Here is a 25,719-nt window from a genome sequence, read left to right on the forward strand (position 1 = left end):
AGTATGTCGTCGCCTTTCTTTTTAAAACCCTAATTCTAACGAATTAGGGTTTTTTCGTTTGTACAGGTCATACTATTTATGAGATAATGGATGTAGGTACTATGTCTTTTACAGATAAGTCTAAGAGTCTAAAGAGATTGATTCAAACTACGTATTTTAGAAAAGTGATATATCAGAAATTCTGATATATTATTTTAGAAATCGATATCAACTTATTACGGCATCTTTGCATTTAATAATAATTGCAGGCGAGATTTTTAAATCGATAGCTATATGCCATTGTGTAACAGATCATTAAGTTGAGTTCAGTTCCGAGCATTAAAAGATATCTTCAAAGACTAAGTATAGTGTATGTAATGCTTTGTACTAGATTGTAAATTAGTTACAGCATTTAAATTTAGGATAAGTATTTTTACAAATAGTTCACACAAACATTCCAATTATTAGAATCATCATTTCAAATTATTCTTTTAAAAAAATGTAAGAAGGAAATAATTTTTAGCAGGATTAAAAATTAAAAGAAAAGGATTTTGATCAAATTTTGGTTCTGATGTCGGCATTGGCTTAATACACTATATTTATAATAATTTCTCTTAGATTGACGCGTAGTATTAGATCTAACAGTTGAAGAAAGATTTAAAGAAGTTTTAATCAAGAATATTATAATTGATTAAATAGGATATTATCAATTATAGGATTGTAAAAAAATGGTAATTCGAATTAAATATTACTGCAAATGTTAAATTTTATATTTTAAAAATTAAGTATTTACTACACCTTAAAATTTAATATCTAGTCAAGTCTAGACTTAACTTGAAATTTACATAATATGTATAGAAAAATTGACCGATGCTAGTTTTATTATCATTTGACTGATATTTGGTCAACGAGCATCGGTTCAATTTATTTTTAGGTAAGCCGCAATAGCTTACTTAACTCAGAAAACACTTTTTTTGCTATAGTTTTCCTCAATGAAAAAATATTGCAGTGATTTTGAATTCTGTTTAGTAAAAGTAGTATAGAAGGATGTAAATGAATTTATACGATTAGAGTTGAAAATTTCATGATTTCAAGTTGTAGTAATTTATGCTACTGTTGTACGATAAAGATTCTTGATGTTTATAATGCCGAATATTATCATTGTATCTCCCTTTAAATTGGTTTTCTATTGAAGTTTATTTCTAGCAATGCAACTATTGCTACATTTCTGCGCACGCTGATTATTCGTGCTAAAGTCAAATCGATTTTTTCTGTAGTGATTATATTTAACTAAGTTCAACTTTGTAAATGTTAGATTAATTATTTAAAATGTTGATAATCAATTTTTTGTTATTTTAGTTGTATGATTAACTAAAAAAAAATATTATGAGCATTCTTCAAAACCATAATTCAGAAAGTCCTGTCGCTAAAAAAATTCAAGAGCAAACAGCAAAATTATCATCAGATTTATTTTTATGGGATGCCTTCGCCTCAATGGCTGGTTCTGCAACATTAAAGGTAATGGGAAAAGGAAAAACAGCACTATTTTTTGGGCAGTGGGCAACCTCATTTTTGCTTTTAGAGGTTTACAATAAAATTGTAAAAGTAGAAGGAATTGATTCCAAAAATAAACGTGGAAATTAAATCTTGGAATATTCGAAAAAACCTGCACAAGCAGGTTTTTTCATGAAATTTTTAATCTAAAACTTATTTTTTCTATTTTTAGTTTATACGGCATTTTCTTGAGTTAGAATTGTTAAGTGATTATAAATTAACTGTAAATAAATTTAAGTAAACTACATCCGGTTAATAATTATCTTTAGTTGGTACACAAGATGAATTTTGTTTATAATATTTTCAAATATAGATCTAAATATCTTTTTAATTTGCCTTTTTATAGTAATAATTTAAAGCTCATAAAAATACTTGAGAAGCAGCTTGTGCAATTCGTTTGTCTCGTAAAATTGTATTTACAATACATCTAACTTCTTATAGCTTTAGCTTACTTGGCATTGGAATAAACTTTCAACTTCAATAGTAATTTAATATGTAAGTTATAATTTTTATTACTCGTCAAAAAGGTTGGAAAATTATGAACCAACGCTCGCACGGTCATCCCCATGCTATAATTGCATATCAGTATTAATCGATCTACTAACGATATTATTTTTCCAACGCCTATTGCAATTGCAGAGCATGATGATAGTATTGCAGAGACTAGAAAAAATAGAAATTTAACTAATACAGGTGCTCCTCGAAATTTCGTATTAACTGCTGAGTCTAGAACGGTAGATTTAAAAAAATATCGTAATGTAATGGAAATAGTCAATTCAAAAAGTCAATTCTATTGTATTTTAAGTTCCATGCATTTAGATTTTGTTTTAGGAGAAAAAAATAAAATTGAAGATGAAACGGTAATTTCCTTTTTAAAAGATCAAAAAAAAAGCCGCATTGCGACTCTTTAAAATTTAGATTTTGATCAAAAGTATCCAGATCGATTGTATAAATTTGTGGAGTGGTGTGATGCTTTTTCTCTACTGATATGCATGAATAAAATGCAGTATGAAGGAATAAAGATGGAAATATCTAAAAGTCCAGATTGAATTATGAATCAGGTATTTTATAAAACGGAAAAGGAAATTTCAGTACAGACTTGGGTATTTAAGGAAGCTCGTTTTAAGGTTTTTTATGAGTATAAAATAATTGAACAATTACAGTTTAGATCCATTCAAGAGTTTGATGATATTTGAAAAAATACTGCTGTGCAAATACAGGAATTTGCTTTATTAAAATAGTTAATTCTAAATTAGAATCACCTTCAGTAAATTACATCACAGAATGAATAGTATATCTTTTAAAACTTTCGTTCTTTAAACTACTTCAATTCGGTAAGTAATATGAGATGTGTAGAAGTACTATTTAATTATGATTTTACGAACTTGCTCAACTTTAAATTGTAAAATATAGTAAACTATAATTAATTTTTTAGATAATTTAATATTAACAGTCATTTGTCACTTATCTTTATTACTAATTTTAAATTGGCAAATCATTCTAATTCCTTGTAAGGAAAACGAATTTTAGAGGGTGTTTTTACTGCAAAAGCATTTATAACCTGCATGATGTATTGATTGGATGGGTAACGCGTAACTAGCTCCTTTATTTCCGTTAGATCATGTATGCTACTATCTGGCGTTAGATAACCCATTCCATAAAAGTGTCCGTTTTCTACCCAAATACAACTTCTTTCTTCAGCTGTTCTTCCCTTATCAATAATGGCAAAAGTTGGTCTATTATTTAGAAAAAAGTCAAGAGCATTTTCGACTTTTTCATTGTGGTCTTCTATTTCTGGTAAAGCATTTTTAGTATTTTCAAAAAAGAATTCTTGTTGCGATAAATTGCCATAGCTACAAAATCGGTGGTCTATTTCAAATTGTTCTACTAAAGATCTTAGTTTATTAATTCCATCAATTAAAGAATTAAATGCTTCGATGCATAGCTGGTTTTTTCCAATTTTTCCAATTGCCAAATAACGGTAGCCATTTCGAGCTTCATATTCGAACAATCCATATTTTGGTTCAAATCGTTTTAATGCTTTGTTATGAATTGGCCATAATTTTTTAATCTCTGACCCCTCTAGAAGCAGAGCCATAAGTTCATTACCACAAACTTCAAAAGAAATCGCATAAATCTCTCTTAAAAAATTTTGACGTTGCGGAGTAATCTTGTGACCAGTAAAATGTGATGCTACTCGTTTTTTAAGATTAACAGCTTTTCCGATATAAATTACTTTATTTACATCGTTATAAAAATAATATACTCCTGGTTTTTCTGGTAGTTTGTCAAAATCTTCTGGTGGTAAATTCGGTGGTAATCGTTGATCTTGAGCTGTGTTCTTGATCATTTTACTTATTTCTCCTTCTGCATCCCATTCCAGTAATCGAGAAAATAATTCGGCAGTAGCATCAGCGTCTCCACCAGCGCGATGTGCATTTTCTAAAGATATATTTAACGATCTGCATAGTCTACCCAAACTGTAGGATGCTAGTCCTGGTTTTATTTTTCTTGCTGCACGCACCGTACAAAGTTTTCTGGCGGTCCACTTAAGACCTGCCGTTTCTAGCTCGTGTCGTACAAACGAATAGTCAAAGTTGACATTGTGTGCTACGAAAATTCGATCCGAAAGCAGTTCGAAAACTTGATCTGATATTAAATCAAAAACAGGTGAATGTTGCACCATCTCGTTAGTAATGCCAGTCAGGGCAAATATAGCTGGCGGAATATCTTTTTGTGGATTAACCAAAGTTTCCCAGCGATCAATCACTTTTTCGCCATCGTGTATGACGATAGCAATTTCTGTAATTCGGCTGTGGGTTGCATTTCCACCAGTGGTTTCGATATCTACTATCGCATATTCTTGCTTTTTCATGAATTTTGCTACTATCTAAAATTAAACAAATAACTTTATTGTTATAATTTGTAACAGCAAAGGTACGTATAAATGTTATAAACTGTACTAAGTTGCAATAATAGACGAAACACGTAAACTGACATAATGAGTTATAATTATGAGTTTGATGGTATTTCATGCTCTATGAGAACTATAAAATAAATCACTAGGGAAAAGGATTATAAAGTAGCGTAATTTATTGATTGATGTTATTTAACTCGATTTTATTAAGTAGAAGTGGCAATATAAAATCTTTATCAAAATTAATTTTGCGCGGTTTTTCTATACTCTTTAGGTGTAGTTCCTGTAACTTTTTTAAATAGTCTATTAAAATTGGATGAAGTTTTATATCCGCATTCATACGCAATATCAGACATGCTTTTATCGGTTTCAACTAGAAATCGGCAGGCATTTGCAACCCTAATTTCGTTAAGATATTCTACAAAGTTCTTTTTTGCTTTCATCTTAAACATTCTACAAAAAGAAGTTGGAGTGAGGTTAGCAATTTGGGCAATTTCAATAAGAGAGATGTCTTGCTTGTAATTTTCTTTAATATAAATGTATACATCAGACAATCGATCATTTTTAGTTTGCTCTTTTGTGGGCGAATACACTTCGTTATTTATAAAAGTAAGCTCTTCACTTTCAGAGAGTATCGAAAGTATTTCAAAGAGACCAATAATAATTTCGAAATCTTTTTTATTTACCAGTTTTTCTAATTTTTTTGCAATCGTTTTATTCGTTTTTCCTTGAATTAATAATCCACGCACACCATTAGAGAAGAGTGTATTAATTTTTTGAGCTTCCTTCAATTCATAAAAAGCAGGACCAAAAAGATCTTTATTAAAATAAACAACAATTGCTTTAGCTTTTAATTTAGAATTGTCTTGGTAATACAGCTCGTCGTTCAACCATACATGCGGAATGTCTGAACCCAAAAATACCATATCCCCTGATTCAAAAGGAGCTACTGAGTTTCCAATAATTCTTTTCCCATAACTTTCCTTTATATAAACCAATTCGAGTTCAGGATGAGAGTGAAATGGAGACTGAAAAAAGGACTCTTCTCTGCAAATAACAGAAATTGAACTGTTTACATAGGACTTTATTTTAGTTTTTTCTATTTTCATTGTTGCAACAAAGATAATTAGTGATTAAACAAAGATAATATCTGATTAATAAAAAGCTCTTAATTACTATAACTTTCCAATTCTAAATAAGTATAAATATAATTAAAATCGCGTATGGCCCTAAAATCTCAGTCGGATGGACAAAATAAAGCTATTTCTTTAGAAATGCAAACAAAGGATTGTTCTTCTGATAAAAAAGGGAATGGAAATTCTTCTGATTTTAATCCAAACAAAAAATGGCTTTTTCCATTCATGTTAGTGACAAGCTTATTTTTCTTTTGGGGCTTTGTACACAATCTAGATCCTATTTTGATTCCGCATTTAAGAAAAGCATTTAGTCTAACAGATCTCGAATCGTCTTTAATTGACTCCTCTGTTTTTATCGCCTATTTTGCCATGGCATTGCCAGCCGGTTATGTAACGCGAAAATATGGGTATAAGTTTGGAATTCTAATCGGATTAATTTTGTTTGGTATTGGTTCTATTTTATTTGTACCAGCCGCCAATTCGCTACAATACATTTATTTTTTGGGTGCTTTGTTTGTAATTGCCTGCGGATTAACATTTTTAGAAACTGCCGCAAATCCGTATGTAACTGTATTAGGGCCGCCAGAAACCGCTACCAAGCGTTTAAATTTTGCACAGTCGTTTAATGGTTTGGCTGCTTTCATTGCGCCTACAGTTGTTGGGCCCATGATATTATCTGGTAAAAACTTGACAGAATCGGAGATGGCAAATATGTCAACTGCAGCTTTAGAATCCTATTTGGCTTCAGAAGCGGCAAGCGTAAAAATGCCTTATTTAATTTTAGGTCTGATTATTTTTGTTGTGGCCGTAGTTTTTTATTTTACGAATATGCCTGACGTCAAGGATGAGAATAGTGAGGGTGCTGAAGGATCTAGCTTCGGTGCCGCTTTAAAATCAATGAAACTGCGATGGGGCATTGTAGCTCAGTTTTTTTATATAGGCGCCCAAGTTTGTGTAGGTAGTTTTTTTATTAAAATGGCAACTACAACCGCCGGATTAGAAGAAGGTACAGCGGCAAAATACTTAGGTTTTTATGGTTTAGCATTTATGTTAGGACGTTTTGCCGGAACTTTTTTGATGCAGTACATTCAACCTCGAAAACTATTAATATTATATACAATCATCAATATCATATTGACAGTTTTAGCAATAACAGGAACAGGCATGATGGTCGTTTATACCTTAATAGCGATTGCTTTCTTTATGAGTATCATGTTTCCTACTATTTTTTCTATGGGAATAGATGGTTTAGGAAATAACACTAAAATTGGATCTTCTTTAATTGTAATGTCAATCGTTGGTGGTGCTTTACTACCTCCAGTTTTAGGAGTGATTTCTGATGCCACAGGAAGCATTCAAATGGGTTACAGTGTTCCGCTAGCCTGTTTTGCAGTTATATTATTATTTGCCTTCAACGGACACAAAGCTAATAAAGCATAAAATTTTATTTATATACTATGTTAAACAACGGAGTAAAAAGATTGGTAATTAAAATGCACCCAAAAGACAATGTTCTGGTTGCTTTAGCAGATTTACCGCAAGGAGAAGAAGTGACTTTTGACGGAGAAACGTTTGTACTTCAACATACAATTAAGGCGAAGCATAAATTTTATACAACGGATTTAAAAACAGGAGATGAGATCACCATGTATGGTGTTTTGGTTGGAAAAGTGCAGTGCGATCTGGCAAAAGGGAGCTTAATGACGATTGAAAACCTAAAGCATGCTGCAGAACCGTATGCTTACAGAAAGGTCGAGAATGCATGGCAAGCTCCTGATGTATCTAAATATAAGAACAGAACTTTTAATGGATACAAACGAAAAGATGGTCGTGTAGGAACTGCTAATTATTGGCTTTTTGTACCAACGGTATTCTGTGAAAATAGAAACTTAGATGTCATAAAAGAAGCATTGCAAAACGAATTGGGTTATTCGGTAACTGACAAGTACACGCAGTATACCAATCAATTGCTGAAAGCATACCAAAATGGCGAAAATATTGATTCGATTACTATCGAACTGGCAGCAACGAGCCACGTTAATCGTGTTTTTAAAAATGTAGATGGAATAAAATTCCTTAACCATCAAGGTGGATGCGGCGGAACACGTCAAGATTCGGCTACTTTGAGCGCATTGTTGGCAGCTTACGCCAATCATCCTAATGTAGCAGGAGTTACGCTTTTAAGTTTGGGTTGCCAGCATTTGCAAGTACAAGATTTTGTAAATGATGTTAAAAAGCAAAATCCTTCGTTTGATAAACCCCTTCTTATTTTCGAACAGCAACAAACCATCAGTGAGGAACAGTTGATTGCTGATGCGATCAGGCAGACTTTTGAGGGATTAATAACGATCAATAAATTAGAAAGATCTCCAGCACCATTAAGTGATTTAGTTGTAGGAGTAAAATGTGGAGGAAGCGACGGTTTTAGTGGTGTCTCTGCTAATCCTGCAGTGGGTTATACTGCTGATTTATTGGTAGCATTAGGAGGTAAAGTACTACTAGCAGAATTTCCAGAATTGTGTGGTGTAGAGCAAAATTTAATTGATCGATGTGTAACTAAAGAATCGGCGGAGAAATTTATTGATTTAATGCAATCGTATGATGCCTTAGCACACAAAGTAGGTTCAGGTTTTCACATGAATCCATCTCCAGGAAATATCAAAGACGGATTAATTACTGATGCGATCAAAAGTGCAGGTGCTGCTAAAAAAGGAGGAACCGCGCCTGTAGTCGATGTATTGGATTACACTGAACCCGCGACAAAATCTGGTTTAAGCTTAGTATGTACACCTGGAAATGATGTCGAAGCAACCACTGGAAAGGCCGCGGCTGGAGCAACATTAATTTTGTTTACAACGGGTTTAGGAACGCCAACAGGAAATCCGGTTTGTCCCGTAATTAAGGTGGCGACGAATTCGGTTTTAGCCAAAAGAATGAGCGATATTATTGATATCGATTGTGGACCTGTTATTAGTGGCGAGAAATCTATTGAAGAAATGGGAGAAGATATTTTAGAATATTGCATCAAAGCAGCCGGTGGAGAAATTATTCCTAAAGCGGTACAATTGAATCAAGACGATTTTATTCCCTGGAAGCGAGGCGTCTCCTTATAAATAATTAATTTCACTAAAATATTAAAAATCAAATACATATCTAGTATGTTTTCATTAAAAAATAAAATTGCAGTAGTAACTGGAGGTGGTAGCGGAATAGGAAAAGCGATTTCAGCTTTATTTGCCAAGCAAGGAGCAACGGTTCATATTCTTGAACTAACAGAAGAAAGTTCTAAAGTAGCCGTCGAAGAAATAACCAATGATGGTGGTAAAGTATTTGCGCATGCATGTAATGTGGCGATTCAAAAAGAAGTATCAGCGACTTTCGAAAAAATTGGAGCAATTAATATTCTCGTTAATAATGCTGGAATTGCTCATATTGGTAAGGTAGATACAACTTCTGAAGCTGATTTTGATCGTATTATGAATGTGAACGTCAAAGGAGTGTACAACTGTTTGCATGCAGCAATACCGCAATTAAGACAAAGTAATGGTGGAATTATTGTGAATATGGCATCGATTGCTTCGTGGGTAGGAATTCCAGATCGATTTGCATACTCTACAGCAAAAGGAGCGGTAATGGCGATGACTTTATCAGTTGCCAAAGATTATATAAGCGAAAATATTCGTTGCAATTCTATTTCTCCAGCACGAGTACATACACCATTTGTAGACGGATTTATTACTAAAACATATCCAGGACAAGAAGCAGAAATGTTCGAAAAATTGTCTAAAACACAACCAATAGGGCGTATGGCAAAACCAGAGGAAGTAGCAGCTTTGGCCTTGTATTTATGTAGTGATGAAGCGTCATTTATTTCAGGCTGTGATTATCCTATTGATGGCGGATTTATAAAATTGAATAACTAGTGCAAGTCGCCTTATTCATACCCTGTTACATCGATCAGTTTTATCCACAAGTGGGTATTGCTACGTTGCAATTATTAGAAAAACTAGGTTGTGATGTTGTATTCCCTTTACAGCAAACTTGTTGTGGTCAGCCGATGGCCAATAGTGGTTTTGCTAGTTTAAGTAAAGGTTGCGATACCAATTTTGTCGAAAATTTTTCAGGTTTCGATTATATCGTCGCTCCTTCAGGAAGTTGTGTATTGCATGTAAAAGAACATTTACAAGATGCAACACATCCAGAAGAAGCAGCCGAAATTAGAAAGAATGTTTATGAACTGACCGAATTTTTGACTGATGTATTAAAGATTGAAAAGCTACAAGCTCGTTTTCCTTTTAAAGTAGGCTTGCACAACAGCTGCCACGGGCAAAGAGGTTTGCATCTTTCTTCAATGACAGAAATCATGTTGCCTTCTTTTTCTAAACCAGAACAGTTGCTCACTATGGTGCAAGATATTCAATTAAGTACACCCAAACGAAGTGATGAATGTTGCGGTTTTGGCGGAACTTTTTGTGTGTTCGAAGAAGCTGTAAGTGTAAAAATGGGAAAAGATAGAATTGCTGAACACGATGCAAACGATGTCGATTATATTACTGGCGGAGATACAAGTTGTTTGATGCATTTAGAAGGAATTTTAAAAAGAAAAGGAAGTACTGTAAAAACCATTCATATTGCTGAGATATTGAATAGCTCATTATAATAAGATGAAAATAACACATGCAGCATTAGCGGAAAAATTTATAGCCGACGAGCCCAGAACCGATTGGCACGACGAGACCTTATGGTTTGTTCGTGAGAAACGAGACAAAGCCGCTCATGGTCTGCCCGAATGGGAACAATTGAGAGAATGGGGTTCGCAAATAAAAGATCATACGCTTTCTAATCTTTCTAATTATTTAACTGAATTTGAAGAAAAGGCAAAAGCCAATGGAATCTTTGTGCATTGGGCTGCTGATGGAGTAGAGCATAATAAAATAATTCATACCATTATTCAGCAGCACAAGATCGAAAAGATTGTAAAGAGCAAAAGTATGCTTACTGAAGAATGTCATTTAAATGAATATTTACAAGAGAACGGAATAGAAGTGGTTGATACTGATTTAGGCGAGCGTATTGTTCAGTTCAGAAAAGAAACACCAAGCCATATAGTATTGCCAGCAATTCATTTAAAAAGAGAAGACGTTAGCGAGACTTTTCATGAGCATTTGCAAACCGAAAAAGGAAATAATGATCCACAATATTTAACAGAAGCTGCCAGAATACACCTAAGAAATAAGTTTATTCAATCAGAGTTAGCGATTACAGGAGTAAATTTTGCGGTAGCAGAAACGGGTGGTTTTGTAGTTTGTACCAATGAAGGAAATGCCGATATGGGCGCACATATTGCCAACGTGCACATTGCGTGTATGGGTTTTGAAAAAATTATTCCAAAAGCAGAACATTTAGCTGTATTTCTACGATTATTGGCAAGAAGTGCAACAGGACAGCCAATAACCACATATTCGAGTCATTATCAAAAACCAAGACCAGGACAAGAAATGCACTTGGTGATTGTCGATAATGGCCGAAGCAAACAATTGGGGCGCGAAGATTTTAGAAATTCACTAAAATGCATTCGTTGTGCAGCCTGTTTCAATACTTGTCCAGTCTACCGCCGCAGTGGCGGGCACAGTTATCACACTGCTGTGGCTGGGCCGATTGGGTCTATTTTGAGTCCAAATTTAGATATGAAGGCGAATGCTGATTTGCCATTTGCGTCTACTTTATGTGGCAGTTGTACCAATGTCTGTCCGGTTAAAATCAATATTCATGAGCAATTGTATAAATGGAGACAGGTAATCGTGGCCGAAGGTTATGTTGACACAAGCAAAAAAATAGGAATGGACGCAATGGCATTTTTATTTTCAAAACCAAGTGTATACCGCTTTGTTGGAAAAATTGGAAGAGGAACGATGAAAGCTTTTCCATTTATTACGAACAATAAATGGAATGCGTGGTACAAGCAAAGAGAAATGCCAGAGCCACCAAAAGAGTCCTTTAGAGATTGGTATTTGAAAAACGGAAAAAGCAATAAAAAGTAGTTTCATGAGTGCAAGAGAAAATATATTGAATGCCATAGCAAACAATCAACCGAGTTTGGTGGCGCTTCCTGAGATTGAACGCAATGCTATAATTGATTATGAAGATCGTTATGCCCAATTTAAAACCGTGTTGGAAAGCATTGGAGGCACGGCAGAATTGATTCCGAATTTAGAGCTTGTCAATGAAAAAATTCGGTTAGATAGAGCAACTGATACTTTTATAGTAGATACCATTACAGGAGAAACAAATAATGAAAAACAGATTTCATTGTCCGCTTTTGAACTAGAAAAAGTAGAAAGAGCGTATATCAGAGGAACTGTTGCAGTCGCTGAAAATGGAGCAGTCTGGGTGTACGAAAGTCAAATGAAAAATAGATTACTGCCATTTATTTGTCAGCATTTGGTTTTGGTAGTGGACAAAAAAGATATTGTATCAACCCTACACGATGCGTATGATACCATAAAAGTAGGCACTGAAGGTTTTGGAGTATTTATCGCTGGACCTTCAAAAACGGCAGATATTGAGCAATCTTTAGTCATTGGAGCACATGGAGCCAGAAGTACCACAGTATATGTTATAGAATAATATAAAAGTAATTTTAATGGTAAAAGTTAAAAGCACTGACAATTTCAATACGATTTTCAAGAGAAAAAATTAAGTTCAATAGTAAGAATCAGTTTTAAAAAAACAGTAAGAAATGAAAATAGATTACGTTGGTAAGAATCGTCTAAAGCAAACATTATTAGGATTGGCTTTTTCATCGATTGCATTTTCTAGCTATGCTCAGCAAAAAAACTTTGTAACAATTAATGCTTCAATGTCAGAGCAGGAGTTAGTACACATTGCTGCTAACATTGTCCCTTCACCACAGCAATTGCGTTGGCAACGTTTAGAGTTAACGGGCTTTCTCCATTTCGGAATCAACACGTTTACCGGACGGGAATGGGGTGAAGGAAAGGATGATCCAAAGTTGTTTAATCCTACAGAATTAGATGCTAGACAATGGGTTAAAGCTTGCAAAGATGCCGGTATAAAACAAGTTATTATAACCGCAAAACACCATGATGGTTTTTGCTTATGGCCAACAAAAACAACAGAATATTCTTTGAAAAATAGCCCTTGGAAAGACGGTAAAGGTGACGTAGTCAAAGAAGTTGCTGATGCTTGTCGAGAACTTGGAGTAGGATTTGGAGTCTATGTGTCACCTTGGGATAGGAACCATGCTAGTTATGGCACCGAGGCATATAATGATGTTATGATCGCTCAATTGACGGAATTATTGACTCAATATGGGCAAGTAGACGAGGTATGGTTTGATGGAGCCAATGGAGAAGGTCCGAATGGAAAAAAGCAAGTATATGATTTTGAAAGATGGTATGCACAGATCAGAAAATTACAACCTCAGGCCGTAATTGCTGTTTCGGGTCCTGATGTTCGTTGGGTAGGAACCGAAACAGGGCATGGACGTGAGGAAGAATGGAGTGTAGTGCCGGTTGGAAAAAAGAAAAAAACAGACGATGGTTCTCAAACCAAAGTAGATACACCTCCAACGGGAGATATGCGAGGTAGCGTTTTGGGAAGTCGCAGTCAGTTGAAGGACGGTGATGCTTTAAAATGGTACCCTGCAGAAACAGATGTATCTATTCGTCCGGGATGGTTTTACCATGAATCAGAAGATGAAAAAGTAAAAACACCAGAATATTTAAAAGAAATTTACTTTCATTCGGTAGGAAGAAATGGCGTTTTACTATTGAATATCCCACCAGATAAAAGAGGCTTAATTACCGATTATGATGTTGCTGCATTAAAAGGTTGGAAAGTAAAATTGGATGAAATATTTAAAGTAAATCTTTTAAAAAATGCAAAAGCTACCGGTGCGGTAAAAAAGATAAAGAATTTATTAGATGGGAACGATGCGACAGATGTTGTGTTTTCTATGAAAAAAAATGGTAATTCGGTCGAAATGAATTTAAAAGAAGAAAAAACATTCAATGTACTATTACTTCAGGAAAATATTAGCAAAGGACAAAGAGTAGAAAAGTTTGTTTTCGAATATTGGGAAAATGGACAATGGAAAAAAGCAACCGAAGGAACTACCATTGGTTTTAAACGTTTATTAGAGTTTCCAACGGTAACTGCTTCTAAAGTACGACTGCGTATTTTGTCTGCCAGATTGCAACCGGCTTTAGCAGAAATTGGATTGTATTTTGAAAAAAAGTAACATAAAATAAGGTATTGATTATCTAAATAAATATAGTTTAACGAGATAATAATTAAATTTAAGAATAAAACATATAAAATATGAAACTTATACGATTTGGAGCAGAAGGAAAAGAAAAACCAGGAGTTATAATCGACGAAAAAAGATACGATGTGTCTTCGATTGTTTCAGATTATAATGAATCTTTCTTTGAAAATGATGGATTAGAAACTTTAAAAGCAGCCTTGCAGAGCAATCCAGTTTTGCCAGAGGTTGAACAAAACGTGAGACTAGGATCTCCTGTAGCGCGACCTTCAAAAATAATTTGCATTGGGTTAAACTATGTAGATCATTGCAAAGAAACAGGAGCTCCAATTCCAGCAGAGCCCATCATATTTTTTAAATCGACTACCTCTTTATGTGGCCCAGATGATGATTTAATCATTCCAAAAAACAGCACTAAAACAGACTGGGAAGTTGAACTGGCTTTTGTTGTTGGAAAAAAAGCAAGTTATGTTGAAGAGGCAGATGCACTAGACTATGTCGCTGGTTATGCGTTGTTAAATGATTACAGCGAAAGAGCGTTTCAAATTGAAATGGGGGGACAATGGGCAAAAGGAAAAGGTTGTGATACATTTGCTCCACTTGGGCCATTTTTAGCAACGCAAGACGAAATTGCTGATGTTAATAATATTCCAATGTGGTTGACTGTAAATGGTAAGAAATTCCAAAATAGTAATACCTCTAACTTGGTCTTCAAAATCCCATTTTTGCTACATTATTTGAGTCAATTTATGACTTTGCTTCCAGGCGATATTATCAGTACAGGAACGCCTCCAGGCGTAGGATTAGGAATTAAACCAGATCCAATTTATATCAAAGCCGGAGATGTAATTGAATTAGGAATGGACGGTTTAGGCTCTAGCAAACAAGTTGCAAAAGCATATACTAAGTAAGTTATGGCAGCGCAAAAATACTGTTTGGCGTTAGATTTAATTGATGATGAGAAGTTAGTTGCAGAATACAAAGCCTTTCATCAAAATATTTGGCCAGAGATTACAAAAAGTATCAAGGATTCTGGTATTGAAGTCTTGGATATTTATCTTGTGGGCAATAGACTCTTTATGATTATTGAAGCCAATGAAGTATTTTCATTCGACCAAAAATCACAAATGGATGCTAATAATGCTAGAGTGCAAGAGTGGGAAGATTTAATGTGGAAATTTCAACAAGCGTTACCTTGGGCTAAGTCTGGAGAGAAATGGATGGTTATGGAAAAGATATTTGAATTAAAATGAGAATAGACAGTCACCAACATTTTTGGAGATATGATCTAGTGAAAGACGCCTGGATTAGCGACGACATGAAAGTAATTCAGCAGGATTTTTTACCTGCTGATCTACTTCCTTTATTGCGAGAAAATAATATTGATGGTTGCATAGCTGTTCAAGCAGATCAAAGTGAAGCGGAAACTCATTTTTTACTGCAGCTTGCTGAAGAACATGATTTCATTAAAGGAGTTGTGGGTTGGGTCGATTTTAGAGCTGAAAATATAAAACAGCGATTGAAGTATTTTTCTCAATTCAAAAAACTGAAAGGTTTTCGACACATCATTCAAGGAGAAGCAGCAGATGATTTTTTACTTCAAGAAGACTTTTGTAACGGTATAGCACAATTGGAGCAACATAATTTTACATACGATTTATTGATTGCACCTCAACATTTAAAATATGCCATTGCTTTTGTAAAACGTTTTCCGAAACAGAGTTTTGTTATTGACCATTTGGCCAAGCCGAATTTTAAAGAAGGTGATTTTACACAATGGGAAAAAGGAATTGCAGAATTAGCAACCTACAAAAATGTAGTGTGCAAGCTTTCTGGAATGGTTACCGAAGCGGATTGGAACAATTGGAAACAAGACGATTTTAGCTACTGCTTGGATGTACTAGTTGCAAATTTTGGAGTAGACCGTTTGCTTTTTGGGAGTGATTGGCCGGTCACTTTATTAGCAGCTACTTATGAGCAAACCTGTGGTATTGTCGAAAGCTATTTTTCCACATTTCCCAAAGAAGAGCAGGACAAAATTTGGAGCGGTAACGCTATAAAATTCTATCACTTATAAAATAAAACAGAAATGAATTTACATTTAGAAAATAAAATAATCATTGTAACAGGTGGAGCCAAAGGAATAGGATTGGGAATTTGTAAAGTTCTTGCTGCAGAAGGCGCAATTCCGGTTATCATAGGACGAAAAGAAAGTGACAATCAGCTTGCCATAAAAGAAATTGAAGCTGCTGGTGGAAAGGCAAGAGCTGTTGTGGCTGAATTGACAAAACCTGAAGATTGTGAAAATGCAGTACAACAAATTGTAGCTGAGTTTGGTCACATCGATGGACTTGTGAACAATGCAGGTGTAAATGATAGTGTAGGATTAGAAAATGGCGATTACAATTCATTCGTTAGCTCTTTACATAAAAATTTAGTGCATTATTACTTAATGGCGCACCATGCGTTGCCAGAATTGAAAAAGTCGAAGGGAAGTATTGTAAACATTGGTTCTAAAACTGCTGATACAGGACAGGGAGGGACTTCTGCCTATGCGGCTTCTAATGGAGGACGCAATGCTTTAACTAGAGAATGGGCAGTAGAATTGTTGAAATACGGCATACGTGTCAATGCAGTAATTGTTGCAGAATGTTACACGCCTTTGTATAATACGTGGATCCAAACTTTTGACAATCCGAAAGAAAAATTAAAACAAATTACAGATAAAATTCCGTTTGAAAATCGAATGACAACTGCGGAAGAAATAGCGAATATGGTTGTTTTCCTATTATCCAAAAAATCAAGTCATACTACAGGACAGTTAATTTATGTTGATGGTGGGTACACACATTTGGACAGAAGTTTGTAGAAATTGGAATATCAAAAAAAATCGAGAGATATAATGCTACATTTTAGTAGCAAAATTGTCAATCAATTTTTATGACAGGGTTGTTAATCTTTGTACGATTTAAAGGAAAATTAGTCTTTAAATTAGATAGTAGATTTTTTGAACTAAAAAAGATGCATTTGGCGCATAGTTCTAAATAAAACTATTAAAAAATTTCTATTTTAAGAAATACATATTGCTATTTAAGGTATTAATACAATTTTAGATTATTAGGTTTTGCAAATAAATGTCAGAGTAAAGTTTGACATTAGTAATAGCAAGTCATTTTTGCGGACGAAATTTATAAGTGTAATTTCCAATTATAAAAAAGAAGATTTTGAGCAGTTTTTAAAAGGGGAAAAAATAGATGTTATTTTAGATATGGTTGGCGGAGATTACACTCAAAAGAATCTCGAAATTCTAAATGAACAAGGTCGCTTGATTTATATAAATGGTATGAAGAGCATGGACGTTACTATTAATCTGCGCACAATAATGAGCAAAAATCTGATAGTAACAGGAAGTTTTTTAAAGCCCCAATCTGTAGAAGTTAAAGCCCAGATTGCAAAAGAAGTAGAGAAAAATATTTGGCCCTTATTTAATTAAAACTAAATTCATCCTATTATTTATAAAACATTTCCACTACAACGGGCCGCAGAAGCCCATCGTTTGATGGAAAAAGGAGATTATCTTGGAAAAGTTTTGTTGACTAGTTAATTATCTCTTTTTCAAGATCTAATGTATCGTTATTGGAATAATGAACTCAGTTTGTGATTATTTCGCTAAAGAATTTAGATGTTAAAATTGAAAATTTGATTTTTAGGTATCTATTATAATTCTGTAAATAATTTATTTGTAGCTTGCAAAAAAAAAAATACTCATTTCGTTTATTTGTCTTACAGTCTACCAGTATACCTTAAATTTTTTTCAGCAAATAAAATAGCAGCATATTATTTCCCTTTAGTAATTTAAATAATTACCAAAAAAACTAAATTTATGTTTAAAACTACCTTAAGCAAAGGAATTTTTATACCAAGTATGGTATTTATTTTTCTTGTCTCTATTACATCAGTTCTATATCCAGAACTTACCGATCAAATTTTAAATTTGATTAAAAATTTCATCTTTGTAAATTTAAATTGGGTATATGTTTGGTCAGTAACACTTTTCGTGATTTTTCTGGTCTATTTGCTATTTAGTAAATACGGAAATATTAGATTAGGAGACAACGACAGCAGGCCCGAACACAGTTTTTTCTCTTGGGTTGCCATGTTATTTTCTGCAGGGATGGGAATTGGATTAATGTATTTCGGAGTTGCTGAGCCAATGCAACACTACTCTTCTGAAGTTTTTGGGCTGACTCAATATGTAAACAAGGCAAAAAATGCCCAGCTTTACACATTCTTTCATTGGGGTATACATGCTTGGGCGATATACGGGCTTGTAGGATTATCACTTTCTTATTTTACATATCGCTTTAAATTGCCATTATCGTTAAGAAGTTGTTTTTATCCGTTATTAAAAAATAAAATTAACGGAAAATGGGGAAATGTTATTGATGTCTTTGCATTGTGCAGCACCTTTTTCGGAATCACTACTACCTTGGGTTTTGGAGTAGTTCAAATAAATTCAGGCTTACAGATACTTAACATAGTGCCAGACACTAATTTTATTTATCAAATCATGATTGTGGCTATTCTGGTATCTTTAGCAGTGCTGTCAGCGCTCACAGGAGTAGATAAAGGAATTAAACTTTTAAGTAATATTAATGTAATCTTAGTGGTCTGTTTATTACTGTTTGTGCTCGCAGTGGGTCCTACGGTTTTTTTAATTGGAAGTTTTACAGAGGGATTAGGTAATTATATTAACAACTTTTTTAATCTAACTTTTGCTACCCACGTCTATGATCAAGAAACATTGCCTTGGTTTTATGACTGGACCATTTTGTACTGGGCTTGGTGGATTTCCTGGTCGCCATATGTTGGACTTTTTATTGCCAAAATATCCAAAGGAAGAACGATCAGAGAATTTATAGTCGCTGTATTACTTATACCATCGCTATTCAATTTTATTTGGATGACTGTTTTTGGAAATGGTGCTATATGGTTTGACATGAATGTTGGCAAGGGTGCTTTGAGCGCATTAGCAGGAAATCCAGATGCACTTATGTTTCGGTTTTTAGAGTATCTACCATTTTCAGAAATCGCAAGCTACATGACAATATTTATTGTAATTATATTTTTTGTAACATCAGCCGATTCGGGCATTTTTGTTATGAATAGCATTGCGACCAAAAATGCCTTAAAATCTCCAAAATGGCAGACTATTTTATGGGGAGGATTACTTGCAGTTTTGGCATTAGTACTCCTTAATGCAGGAGGTTTAAAAGCACTACAAAGTATGACGTTAATTACAGCCTTGCCCTTTTCGGTAATTATGATATTATTTATTGTGAGTTTACTAAAAGGACTTAGCATCGACCAATCGTATTACGATCGAAATTTCTCTAAAGCTACAGTTCCGTGGTCAGGAAGATTGTGGAAAGATAGACTAAAGCAAATAGTAGCAACCAAAGACCGCTCAGCAGTAGATTTTTTTATAAATACAGTGGTTAAAGAAGCGTTTGCTGAATTACAGATAGAATTTGTAAAAAACGGTATCGATGCTGCTATAAATTATAAAACAGATCCATCTAAAATTGAAATGGAAATTAAATATGATGTGATTAACAACTTTATTTATGGCGTAGAAACGACCTCAAAAAATGTTTCTACTTACGTAATTGATGAAGATAACCTTCCTGGCATTCAATCGAGTGGTACATTTTTTCCGAAAGCCTATTTCGGAGACACACGTGAAAGTTATGATATTCAGTATTTTACAAAAAAAGAATTAATATCAGACATCCTGAAGCATTATGATCGATTTTTAGGCATAGTGTCGGAAGAAAATAATGGAATGTTTATTAGTAGTGATTCTTACGAACAGCTTTAATAATGGTTTATTTTTAATTTAGCATAGGTTTATTGTCTTTTGTAATTTTTTAAATTTAAAATTAGCTCCAAGTTCGCACCCCAATCTCACTTCTAAATTTTTATTTTATTACTTTTTTTTAGACGTGCAACATCGAAATTTAAACGTGTAATTATTTACAAATGCAGCGTAACAAAATACCAATTTCTACTGCAGCGTTCATGGGCTGCAAACCACTTATCATAACTAATAGTTACAATGCCGTCTTTTAGTATTAAATTTGATAATTCTATATTATAATTAATAAAATTTTATTAATTTCATAATTAATTACGATATTTTATTTTTTTGTATTCGAATTGAAATCTAATTCTCGATATATGGATTTTCTTCGTCAAAATTTAATTGTTAAAACTCCATTTTTAAGTTCAATAAAAATTCATTCATTATTCCTGTCGTCCTTTTATATTCCGTTTTTGGCTTGCAATTTAAAGCTTAGCGTTCTTTACAACTAAAAAACATTTAGGGTTAAAATTTTTAGTAAAACGAAAAATCCCCACAATCAGATCAACGATCTTGCAGATGAATGAGATCATTTAATTTAATTATTTTAAAAAATATAGTCACCTTACTAAAATAAATTATGATGAGAACAATTAATGAAATGTATGATTTTAAAGGAAAAGTAATTCTTATTTCTGGTGCTGCTGGAGCCATTGGTAGTGAGGCTTCCCGTTTTTTAGGATCGCTGGGTGCTAACGTCGTTCTTGGAGATTTGAATGAAGAAGGTGTAAAAAGAATTGCAGATGAAATTACCAAAGAAACAGGAAATGAAGCATTGGGATTAAAAATTGATGCAACTGACGAAAAGCAGATTGAACTAATGATTACTAAAACCATAGAGAAATTTGGTAAAATTTCCGCAGTAATTAACAATGTAGGTTGGGGGGCCAATACACCTTTATGGGGTTCAGATTCTCAAAAAATGATCGATTCTTACAAACTTAATACTTTGGGAGCTTACAACCTGACCCGACTTGCCATGCCTTATTTAGTAAAAGAAAAAAATGCAGCAGTTCTCTTTAGTGGATCTGCGGTTGGAAATACACCTTCACCAGAGTTTATAGAATACAGCACTGCAAAAGCGGGATTACTGAATATGTCGAGAAGTATGGCTGTGGCATCTGGACCTGAAGTACGTTTCAATTCTTTAATTATTGGAATGGTAGACAATGGTGATTCTACATTAGAAGCAGGATATACACCAGAAATGATTGATAACGTAGTTAAACAGATCGTTTTGGGAAGACGTGGTTTGCCAGAAGATATTGCCAACGCGATGGCCTTTTTACTGAGCGAAGCTGCAAGTTGGATCACTGGAATAGAATTGACGGTAAATGGTGGCGGTGTCTATAAATCGAAAATGCCAAGTTCAGAATAAATCTAAAAAAACGAATTTTAATTTAGTAGCATGAATTTTTTTTAGTTCCATCTTCTCGTGTTTGCACTCTTGTATACGTAAAAAACGAGAGCGGTTCAATCTGCAACGTACTAATGGCAGTTTTATAGAAGAAGTAGCAATCTCTAATAATCAAAAAAATTATAAGAAACTGCTAGATGAAAAGCAGTTGGAAGATTGTTATAAGACGTTTTCCATAACAACAGGAACAACAGTTGTTTTCGAATTACCGAGGTAGCGATTAGTAAAGCCCGGAATGAGTGCGATATCTAAATTAGACAACTTTAATCTTTATGTTTACGTATAAGTAGCTTCTGTTCTTAATGGAAGAAATATCGATAATATTTATTCGTCGGGAAGTACGGCTTACCTTATTTTTTAAAATATTATTGTTCTATAGTACTAGATAATTATCTCTTATACAATTCGCGATAAGAGATTAAAAGGTTCTTCTTATGCTATTTAATCAGTTACATAGCGGTTTAAGAAGCTTTATTCTTCAATCATTAAAAAATAATTTATGAATACAGAAATGAAATCTAAATTAATGAAAGGCGCTGTAAAAACGGGCGTGATCAATGCTATCATTAATATTGTAATACAATATTTTCTTTTAAGACGAAAAGCTACTATTCCAATTTCGGTTGATTCCATTACCAATACGACCGAAACAGTTTTAGGAACTGCCGTGATGCTTGCAATTACACTTTCTGTAATTTTAACTTTTATCGCCTATTTCGGCATTAAAGAAAAGAAAATGTCCTTTTTTCCAAATACAGTACTTCTAGCTTTAAAAAATGGCTTTGTAACTTTCGGAATCTTAACCTCATTGGCTGTTCTCTGGCAAAAATATATGGGAACCGTAGCTGTATCTTTGGTGGTCGGCATCATTATTATCGGTGTTATTGCTGGATTAGTTTCTGGTTTTGTAAATTATTTGACATTGAAAGAAAGTATCATTTCTGAAGAAAAAAAATAAAAAAAATGAAATTAAGTTTTTGATTTTTCTTGGATCTTCCAACGTGTTTTAAAAATAGCTGCGATGTTTATTGAACAATAGTTGGTCATGGACCAGCCATATACATCGATTCCGCTTAAAAAATAATAATTGTGAAAATGGCTTCTCGTTGAATTGCTGGAAATGAAGCTAATGATCGTATTTCTTTGCCATCATATAAAGCCGTGGCTGACTATACAAAATATAAAAATATTTAATTAATCAAAAATCAATAAAATGGACACAAAAAAGTTATTTGACTTAACAGGAAAAACAGCCATCGTTACTGGTGGAGCTGGAGGAATTGGACAAGCATGTTGCGAAATGCTAGCAGCTTTTGGTGCCAACGTGGTCGTTTCGGATTACAATTTGGAAGCTGCAAAAAAAACGTCTCAATCTATAAATGATAATGGAGGGAAATCAATCGCAATTGATTGTAACGTTTTGGAAGACGAAGCATTAGTGAATTTAGTAGACCAAACGATTGAACATTTTGGAAGCATTGAAATCTTGGTCAACAACGTTGGTGGAGGAGGAGCGGGAAAAGAAAGTCCCTACGATATCGAAGTAGCACAATTTAAAAAAGTGTTCGATATGAACGTTTTTAGCATGTGGAGATTATGCCAATTGGTTGCACCACACATGGGAAAAGCAGGATACGGAAGCATTATTAACATGTCATCAATGGCATCTATTAATAAGAGTCCAGCAATTAGTGCGTACGCTTCGTCTAAAGCAGCAATTAATCATATGACCAGAAATTTGGCTTATGACTATGGTCCAAATAATATTCGCGTAAATGCAATTGGTCCTGGAGCAACAAGAACTGCTGCTTTAAGTACGGTACTAACGCCAGAATTAGAAAAAGCAATGCTGAAACATACGCCAATTCACAGATTAGGCGAGGCGGAAGACATTGCGGGAGCAGTTTTATATTTCGCATCGCCTATTTCCAGTTGGACGAGCGGACAAGTTATCTTTATTAATGGAGGTGGAGAACAGACTTTAGATATGTAAATGAGAATGTAATAATTTTAATTTACTTGATAAATCTTATCTTTAAAATAGATAAAGATATTATTCTTTTAAAGTAATTTTTTCAAATTTTAAGCCTCTGCCAGAAATTCTGCAGAGGCTTATTTTATCTTAATTATACGTTTTTAATAAATGAAGCGCTTGTTGCAAGCACTCATGTAGTTATCATTCTAATAACAGTTATACTGCTTTAATTTTTACTAAAAATTTATGTGCTTTCGTAATGAATTTAGAAATAATTTATAAAAATATAATGATGGAAGAAGGTGAAAACTTAAATAATTCACATCGCAGACAGAAAATTATTGTCGTAGGTGGAGGACCAGCTGGAGTACAGGCTGCCTTACGAGCTCAAGAACTTGGGGCAGAGGTAACCATTTTAGAAAGTAATAAATTAGGTGGAACTGCCTTTAATGAAGGTCCAGCTCCTGTTCGAACTCTCGCGAGAGCAGCACGCTTACGTTCAGACGCAAAATTATATTCACAATTTGGATTGGAAGGCAATCTTCCCAAGGTGAATTTTGGAGAGGCCATAGCAAGCGCAAATCGTGTCGCAGCGCACGCCAATGAAGTGTGGCATCTGACTTCAATAGTTAAAGAACAGGGAATAACAGTTATTGATGAAGTAGGCCCCGCTCATTTTGTCAATAGAAATACGGTAGAGATTTCAGATGGAAGACAATTTACCGGAGATAAAATTATTCTAGCCGTTGGTGGTAAGCCACGAAAATTATCTATTCCGGGTAATGAATTGGCGCTTTCATTCCATGATTTGTGGCAAATGAAAGAGTTGCCTAAACGAGTAACAGTTGTTGGTGGCTCTGCTACAGGTTGTCAATTGGCCTCAATACTCATTGATTTTGGTGCTGAAGTTAACATTGTAGAATTTGCCGACCGCCTTTCTCCACCAAGTGATAAAGATATTTCCAGACGACTGGAAGCCGCGTTTTTAAAAAGAGGAATGAATGTATTGACAGAAACTGGGTGCGATTCTATCGAAAAAGAAAATGGCAAGCTGAAAGTTTCTTTCACTAAAAACGGACAGAGAGACGCGCTGGAAACAGATGCAGTATTCCTTATGGTAGGTTGGCCGGCAAATGTTTCAGGATTAAAGCTTGAGGTTGCAGGGGTGGAAATGAACGGACCATACATTAAGATAGATGAATATTTACAAACGAATGTGCCAGAAATATTGGTTGCTGGTGATGCAAATGGAGTCAGTATGTTTGTACAAAGTGCAGCACATCAGGCCAGGGTCGCTGCTGAAAATGCAGTTATGGGTGCGAAAAGAATTTATAATCCGCAAGCCATTGCAACGGGTAGTTTTACAGAACCAGAATACGGATCGGTAGGCATGACCGAAGATCAAGCCAAAATAGACCACGATTGCATAATAGAAACTGTAGATTATACTGGGTTACCAAGGGCAGTGATGGATGGAAGAACGGATGGATTTTGCAAACTGATTGTTGATAGAAAGAGTAAATTACTTTTAGGAGTACACGTCTTAGGATCCTATTCCGCAGAGGTGATTCAAGTCGCCGCCACTTGCATTGTTGCGAAGATGCAAATTCATGAAATTGCAGAATTGGAACTGGCGTTTCCAACATTTACCGAAGCAATTGGTATGACTGCTCAGCGAATTAGTAAAAAATTGAGATTACTCGAAAAAGAAAATAAGTCAATTCTTTGATGACGAGCATGATTTTTAAGTCGTGATTTTTAGATTAAAAAAGAGAAGTAGAATCAAATTTAAAAGCCCTTATTTGTCCTTTTAGCATTTGTGAGATCAATAATCTCAAAGACTCGAAACTCAGTAAGAAAGAATTTAGTCTAGTAACAGTGATTACGCATTACGTTTCATTTACTTTAAAAGCATTTAGTAAATTTTGTGGGTTTATAATACAGGATAGATTTATGTTATGTACTGCTGAATTGCAAATTAAGAAAAGGACTTTCACTTATTTGACATTAAAAAAATAATCAAATAGTCCTATATTAATTAAAAATCTTTCTAGATTTTTAATTATAACATGTTCTTTTAATATAAAGAGACCGTTCTTTTAGAACGGTCTCTTGTTGTAATAATTTGATTATCTGAATGTAATAGGATTGTATTAGTATCCGAAGTTTTGATCTGCTTGATTTATATTTTCATTTCTATTTATTTCATCTGCTGGTATTGGAAGTAGCAAATTCTTTTTTAAGAAATCTTCAGTAAGAGTACCGTTATTAATGATGTGATCTCTAAATAACCCTCCCACGTTGTTAGCAACCTCAATTACCGCAAGACGACAGCTAAAAATTATTATAAAAGAACAGATAAGATTGATTTATTTTGCAGCGAAACAAAGATATGGAAGTCGTAGAATAACATTGGAATTACAGCATTTAGGTTTTAAAGTTTCAAGACCCGAGAGCTTGCTCGAACAGGCGAAGCAATTACAGTTGCAAAATATATGAAAGAACTTGGCTTGCGAAGTAAATTAAGCAAA

The 25,719-nt window shown here is 34.1% G+C and carries 20 protein-coding genes and 1 pseudogene; 19 read left to right on the forward strand and 2 right to left on the reverse strand.

Going from position 1 to position 25,719, the window contains the following annotated elements:
- Positions 1-1,365: 1,365 nt before the first annotated feature.
- Entirely contained in the window at positions 1,366-1,623 is a 258-nt protein-coding gene (locus AP058_RS00665; RefSeq protein WP_066305623.1) for a hypothetical protein, read from the forward strand.
- Positions 1,624-2,108: 485 nt separating this feature from the next.
- Positions 2,109-2,444, forward strand: coding sequence for a DUF3891 family protein (locus AP058_RS00670; protein WP_066305626.1), 336 nt, complete (start codon positions 2,109-2,111; stop codon positions 2,442-2,444).
- Positions 2,445-3,028: 584 nt separating this feature from the next.
- Here AP058_RS00670 and AP058_RS00675 read toward each other — a convergent pair.
- Together AP058_RS00675 and AP058_RS00680 are read right to left on the reverse strand one after the other, a co-directional pair.
- Positions 3,029-4,408 (reverse strand): exonuclease domain-containing protein, encoded by a 1,380-nt coding sequence (locus AP058_RS00675; RefSeq protein WP_066305628.1) that lies wholly within the window; start codon positions 4,406-4,408, stop codon positions 3,029-3,031.
- Between the two features lie 284 nt (positions 4,409-4,692).
- Entirely contained in the window at positions 4,693-5,559 is an 867-nt protein-coding gene (locus tag AP058_RS00680) for an AraC family transcriptional regulator (protein WP_066305630.1), read from the reverse strand.
- Between the two features lie 114 nt (positions 5,560-5,673).
- Between AP058_RS00680 and fucP the strand changes: the two genes are divergently transcribed.
- The 17 genes and pseudogenes from fucP (at position 5,674) to AP058_RS00765 (ending at position 24,917) form a co-directional block, all read left to right on the forward strand.
- The gene (fucP, locus tag AP058_RS00685; RefSeq protein WP_231739452.1) at positions 5,674-7,026 is read left to right on the forward strand and encodes an L-fucose:H+ symporter permease; all 1,353 of its coding nucleotides are present in this window, start codon (positions 5,674-5,676) and stop codon (positions 7,024-7,026) included.
- A 17-nt stretch (positions 7,027-7,043) separates the two neighbouring features.
- A complete protein-coding gene (locus AP058_RS00690) occupies positions 7,044-8,699 on the forward strand; it encodes a UxaA family hydrolase (RefSeq protein WP_066305631.1) in 1,656 nt (551 codons plus the stop codon).
- Positions 8,700-8,744: 45 nt separating this feature from the next.
- Positions 8,745-9,509, forward strand: coding sequence for an SDR family NAD(P)-dependent oxidoreductase (locus AP058_RS00695; protein ID WP_066305634.1), 765 nt, complete (start codon positions 8,745-8,747; stop codon positions 9,507-9,509).
- Entirely contained in the window at positions 9,509-10,246 is a 738-nt protein-coding gene (locus AP058_RS00700) for a (Fe-S)-binding protein (RefSeq protein WP_066305637.1), read from the forward strand. The genes AP058_RS00695 and AP058_RS00700 overlap by 1 nt, the downstream gene beginning before the upstream one ends.
- 4 nt (positions 10,247-10,250) lie before the next feature.
- Positions 10,251-11,627 carry a lactate utilization protein B gene (locus AP058_RS00705; protein ID WP_066305640.1) on the forward strand — a complete coding sequence of 459 codons (1,377 nt, stop codon included), beginning with the start codon at positions 10,251-10,253 and terminating at the stop codon, positions 11,625-11,627.
- 4 nt (positions 11,628-11,631) lie between these two features.
- The gene (locus AP058_RS00710; protein ID WP_066305645.1) at positions 11,632-12,213 is read left to right on the forward strand and encodes an LUD domain-containing protein; all 582 of its coding nucleotides are present in this window, start codon (positions 11,632-11,634) and stop codon (positions 12,211-12,213) included.
- A gap of 112 nt (positions 12,214-12,325) precedes the next feature.
- Entirely contained in the window at positions 12,326-13,849 is a 1,524-nt protein-coding gene (locus AP058_RS00715; RefSeq protein WP_066305647.1) for an alpha-L-fucosidase, read from the forward strand.
- Positions 13,850-13,929: 80 nt separating this feature from the next.
- Positions 13,930-14,784 carry a fumarylacetoacetate hydrolase family protein gene (locus AP058_RS00720; protein WP_066305652.1) on the forward strand — a complete coding sequence of 285 codons (855 nt, stop codon included), beginning with the start codon at positions 13,930-13,932 and terminating at the stop codon, positions 14,782-14,784.
- A gap of 3 nt (positions 14,785-14,787) precedes the next feature.
- Positions 14,788-15,126, forward strand: a complete 339-nt coding sequence (locus tag AP058_RS00725) for an L-rhamnose mutarotase (protein ID WP_066305657.1) — start codon at positions 14,788-14,790, stop codon at positions 15,124-15,126.
- Positions 15,123-15,950, forward strand: coding sequence for an amidohydrolase (locus AP058_RS00730; RefSeq protein WP_066305660.1), 828 nt, complete (start codon positions 15,123-15,125; stop codon positions 15,948-15,950). Before AP058_RS00725 ends, AP058_RS00730 begins: the two co-directional genes overlap by 4 nt.
- Positions 15,951-15,962: 12 nt before the next feature.
- On the forward strand, positions 15,963-16,742 hold the full coding sequence (locus AP058_RS00735) for an SDR family oxidoreductase (RefSeq protein WP_066305661.1): 780 nt from the start codon (positions 15,963-15,965) through the stop codon (positions 16,740-16,742).
- A 306-nt stretch (positions 16,743-17,048) separates the two neighbouring features.
- Positions 17,049-17,477: pseudogene (locus tag AP058_RS00740) on the forward strand (zinc-binding dehydrogenase).
- A gap of 279 nt (positions 17,478-17,756) precedes the next feature.
- Complete coding sequence (locus AP058_RS00745) at positions 17,757-19,754, forward strand: BCCT family transporter (RefSeq protein WP_066305664.1); 1,998 nt, start codon at positions 17,757-17,759, stop codon at positions 19,752-19,754.
- Between the two features lie 622 nt (positions 19,755-20,376).
- Complete coding sequence (locus tag AP058_RS00750; RefSeq protein WP_082706525.1) at positions 20,377-21,174, forward strand: SDR family NAD(P)-dependent oxidoreductase; 798 nt, start codon at positions 20,377-20,379, stop codon at positions 21,172-21,174.
- A 538-nt stretch (positions 21,175-21,712) separates the two neighbouring features.
- Positions 21,713-22,171 carry a hypothetical protein gene (locus AP058_RS00755; RefSeq protein WP_231739454.1) on the forward strand — a complete coding sequence of 153 codons (459 nt, stop codon included), beginning with the start codon at positions 21,713-21,715 and terminating at the stop codon, positions 22,169-22,171.
- Positions 22,172-22,426: 255 nt separating this feature from the next.
- The gene (locus AP058_RS00760) at positions 22,427-23,206 is read left to right on the forward strand and encodes a glucose 1-dehydrogenase (protein ID WP_066305666.1); all 780 of its coding nucleotides are present in this window, start codon (positions 22,427-22,429) and stop codon (positions 23,204-23,206) included.
- Positions 23,207-23,447: 241 nt separating this feature from the next.
- The gene (locus tag AP058_RS00765; protein WP_066305671.1) at positions 23,448-24,917 is read left to right on the forward strand and encodes an NAD(P)/FAD-dependent oxidoreductase; all 1,470 of its coding nucleotides are present in this window, start codon (positions 23,448-23,450) and stop codon (positions 24,915-24,917) included.
- Positions 24,918-25,719: the final 802 nt, after the last annotated feature.

Origin of the sequence: Flavobacterium sp. TAB 87 (genome assembly GCF_001529295.1) — a bacterium.
Lineage (GTDB): Bacteria > Bacteroidota > Bacteroidia > Flavobacteriales > Flavobacteriaceae > Flavobacterium.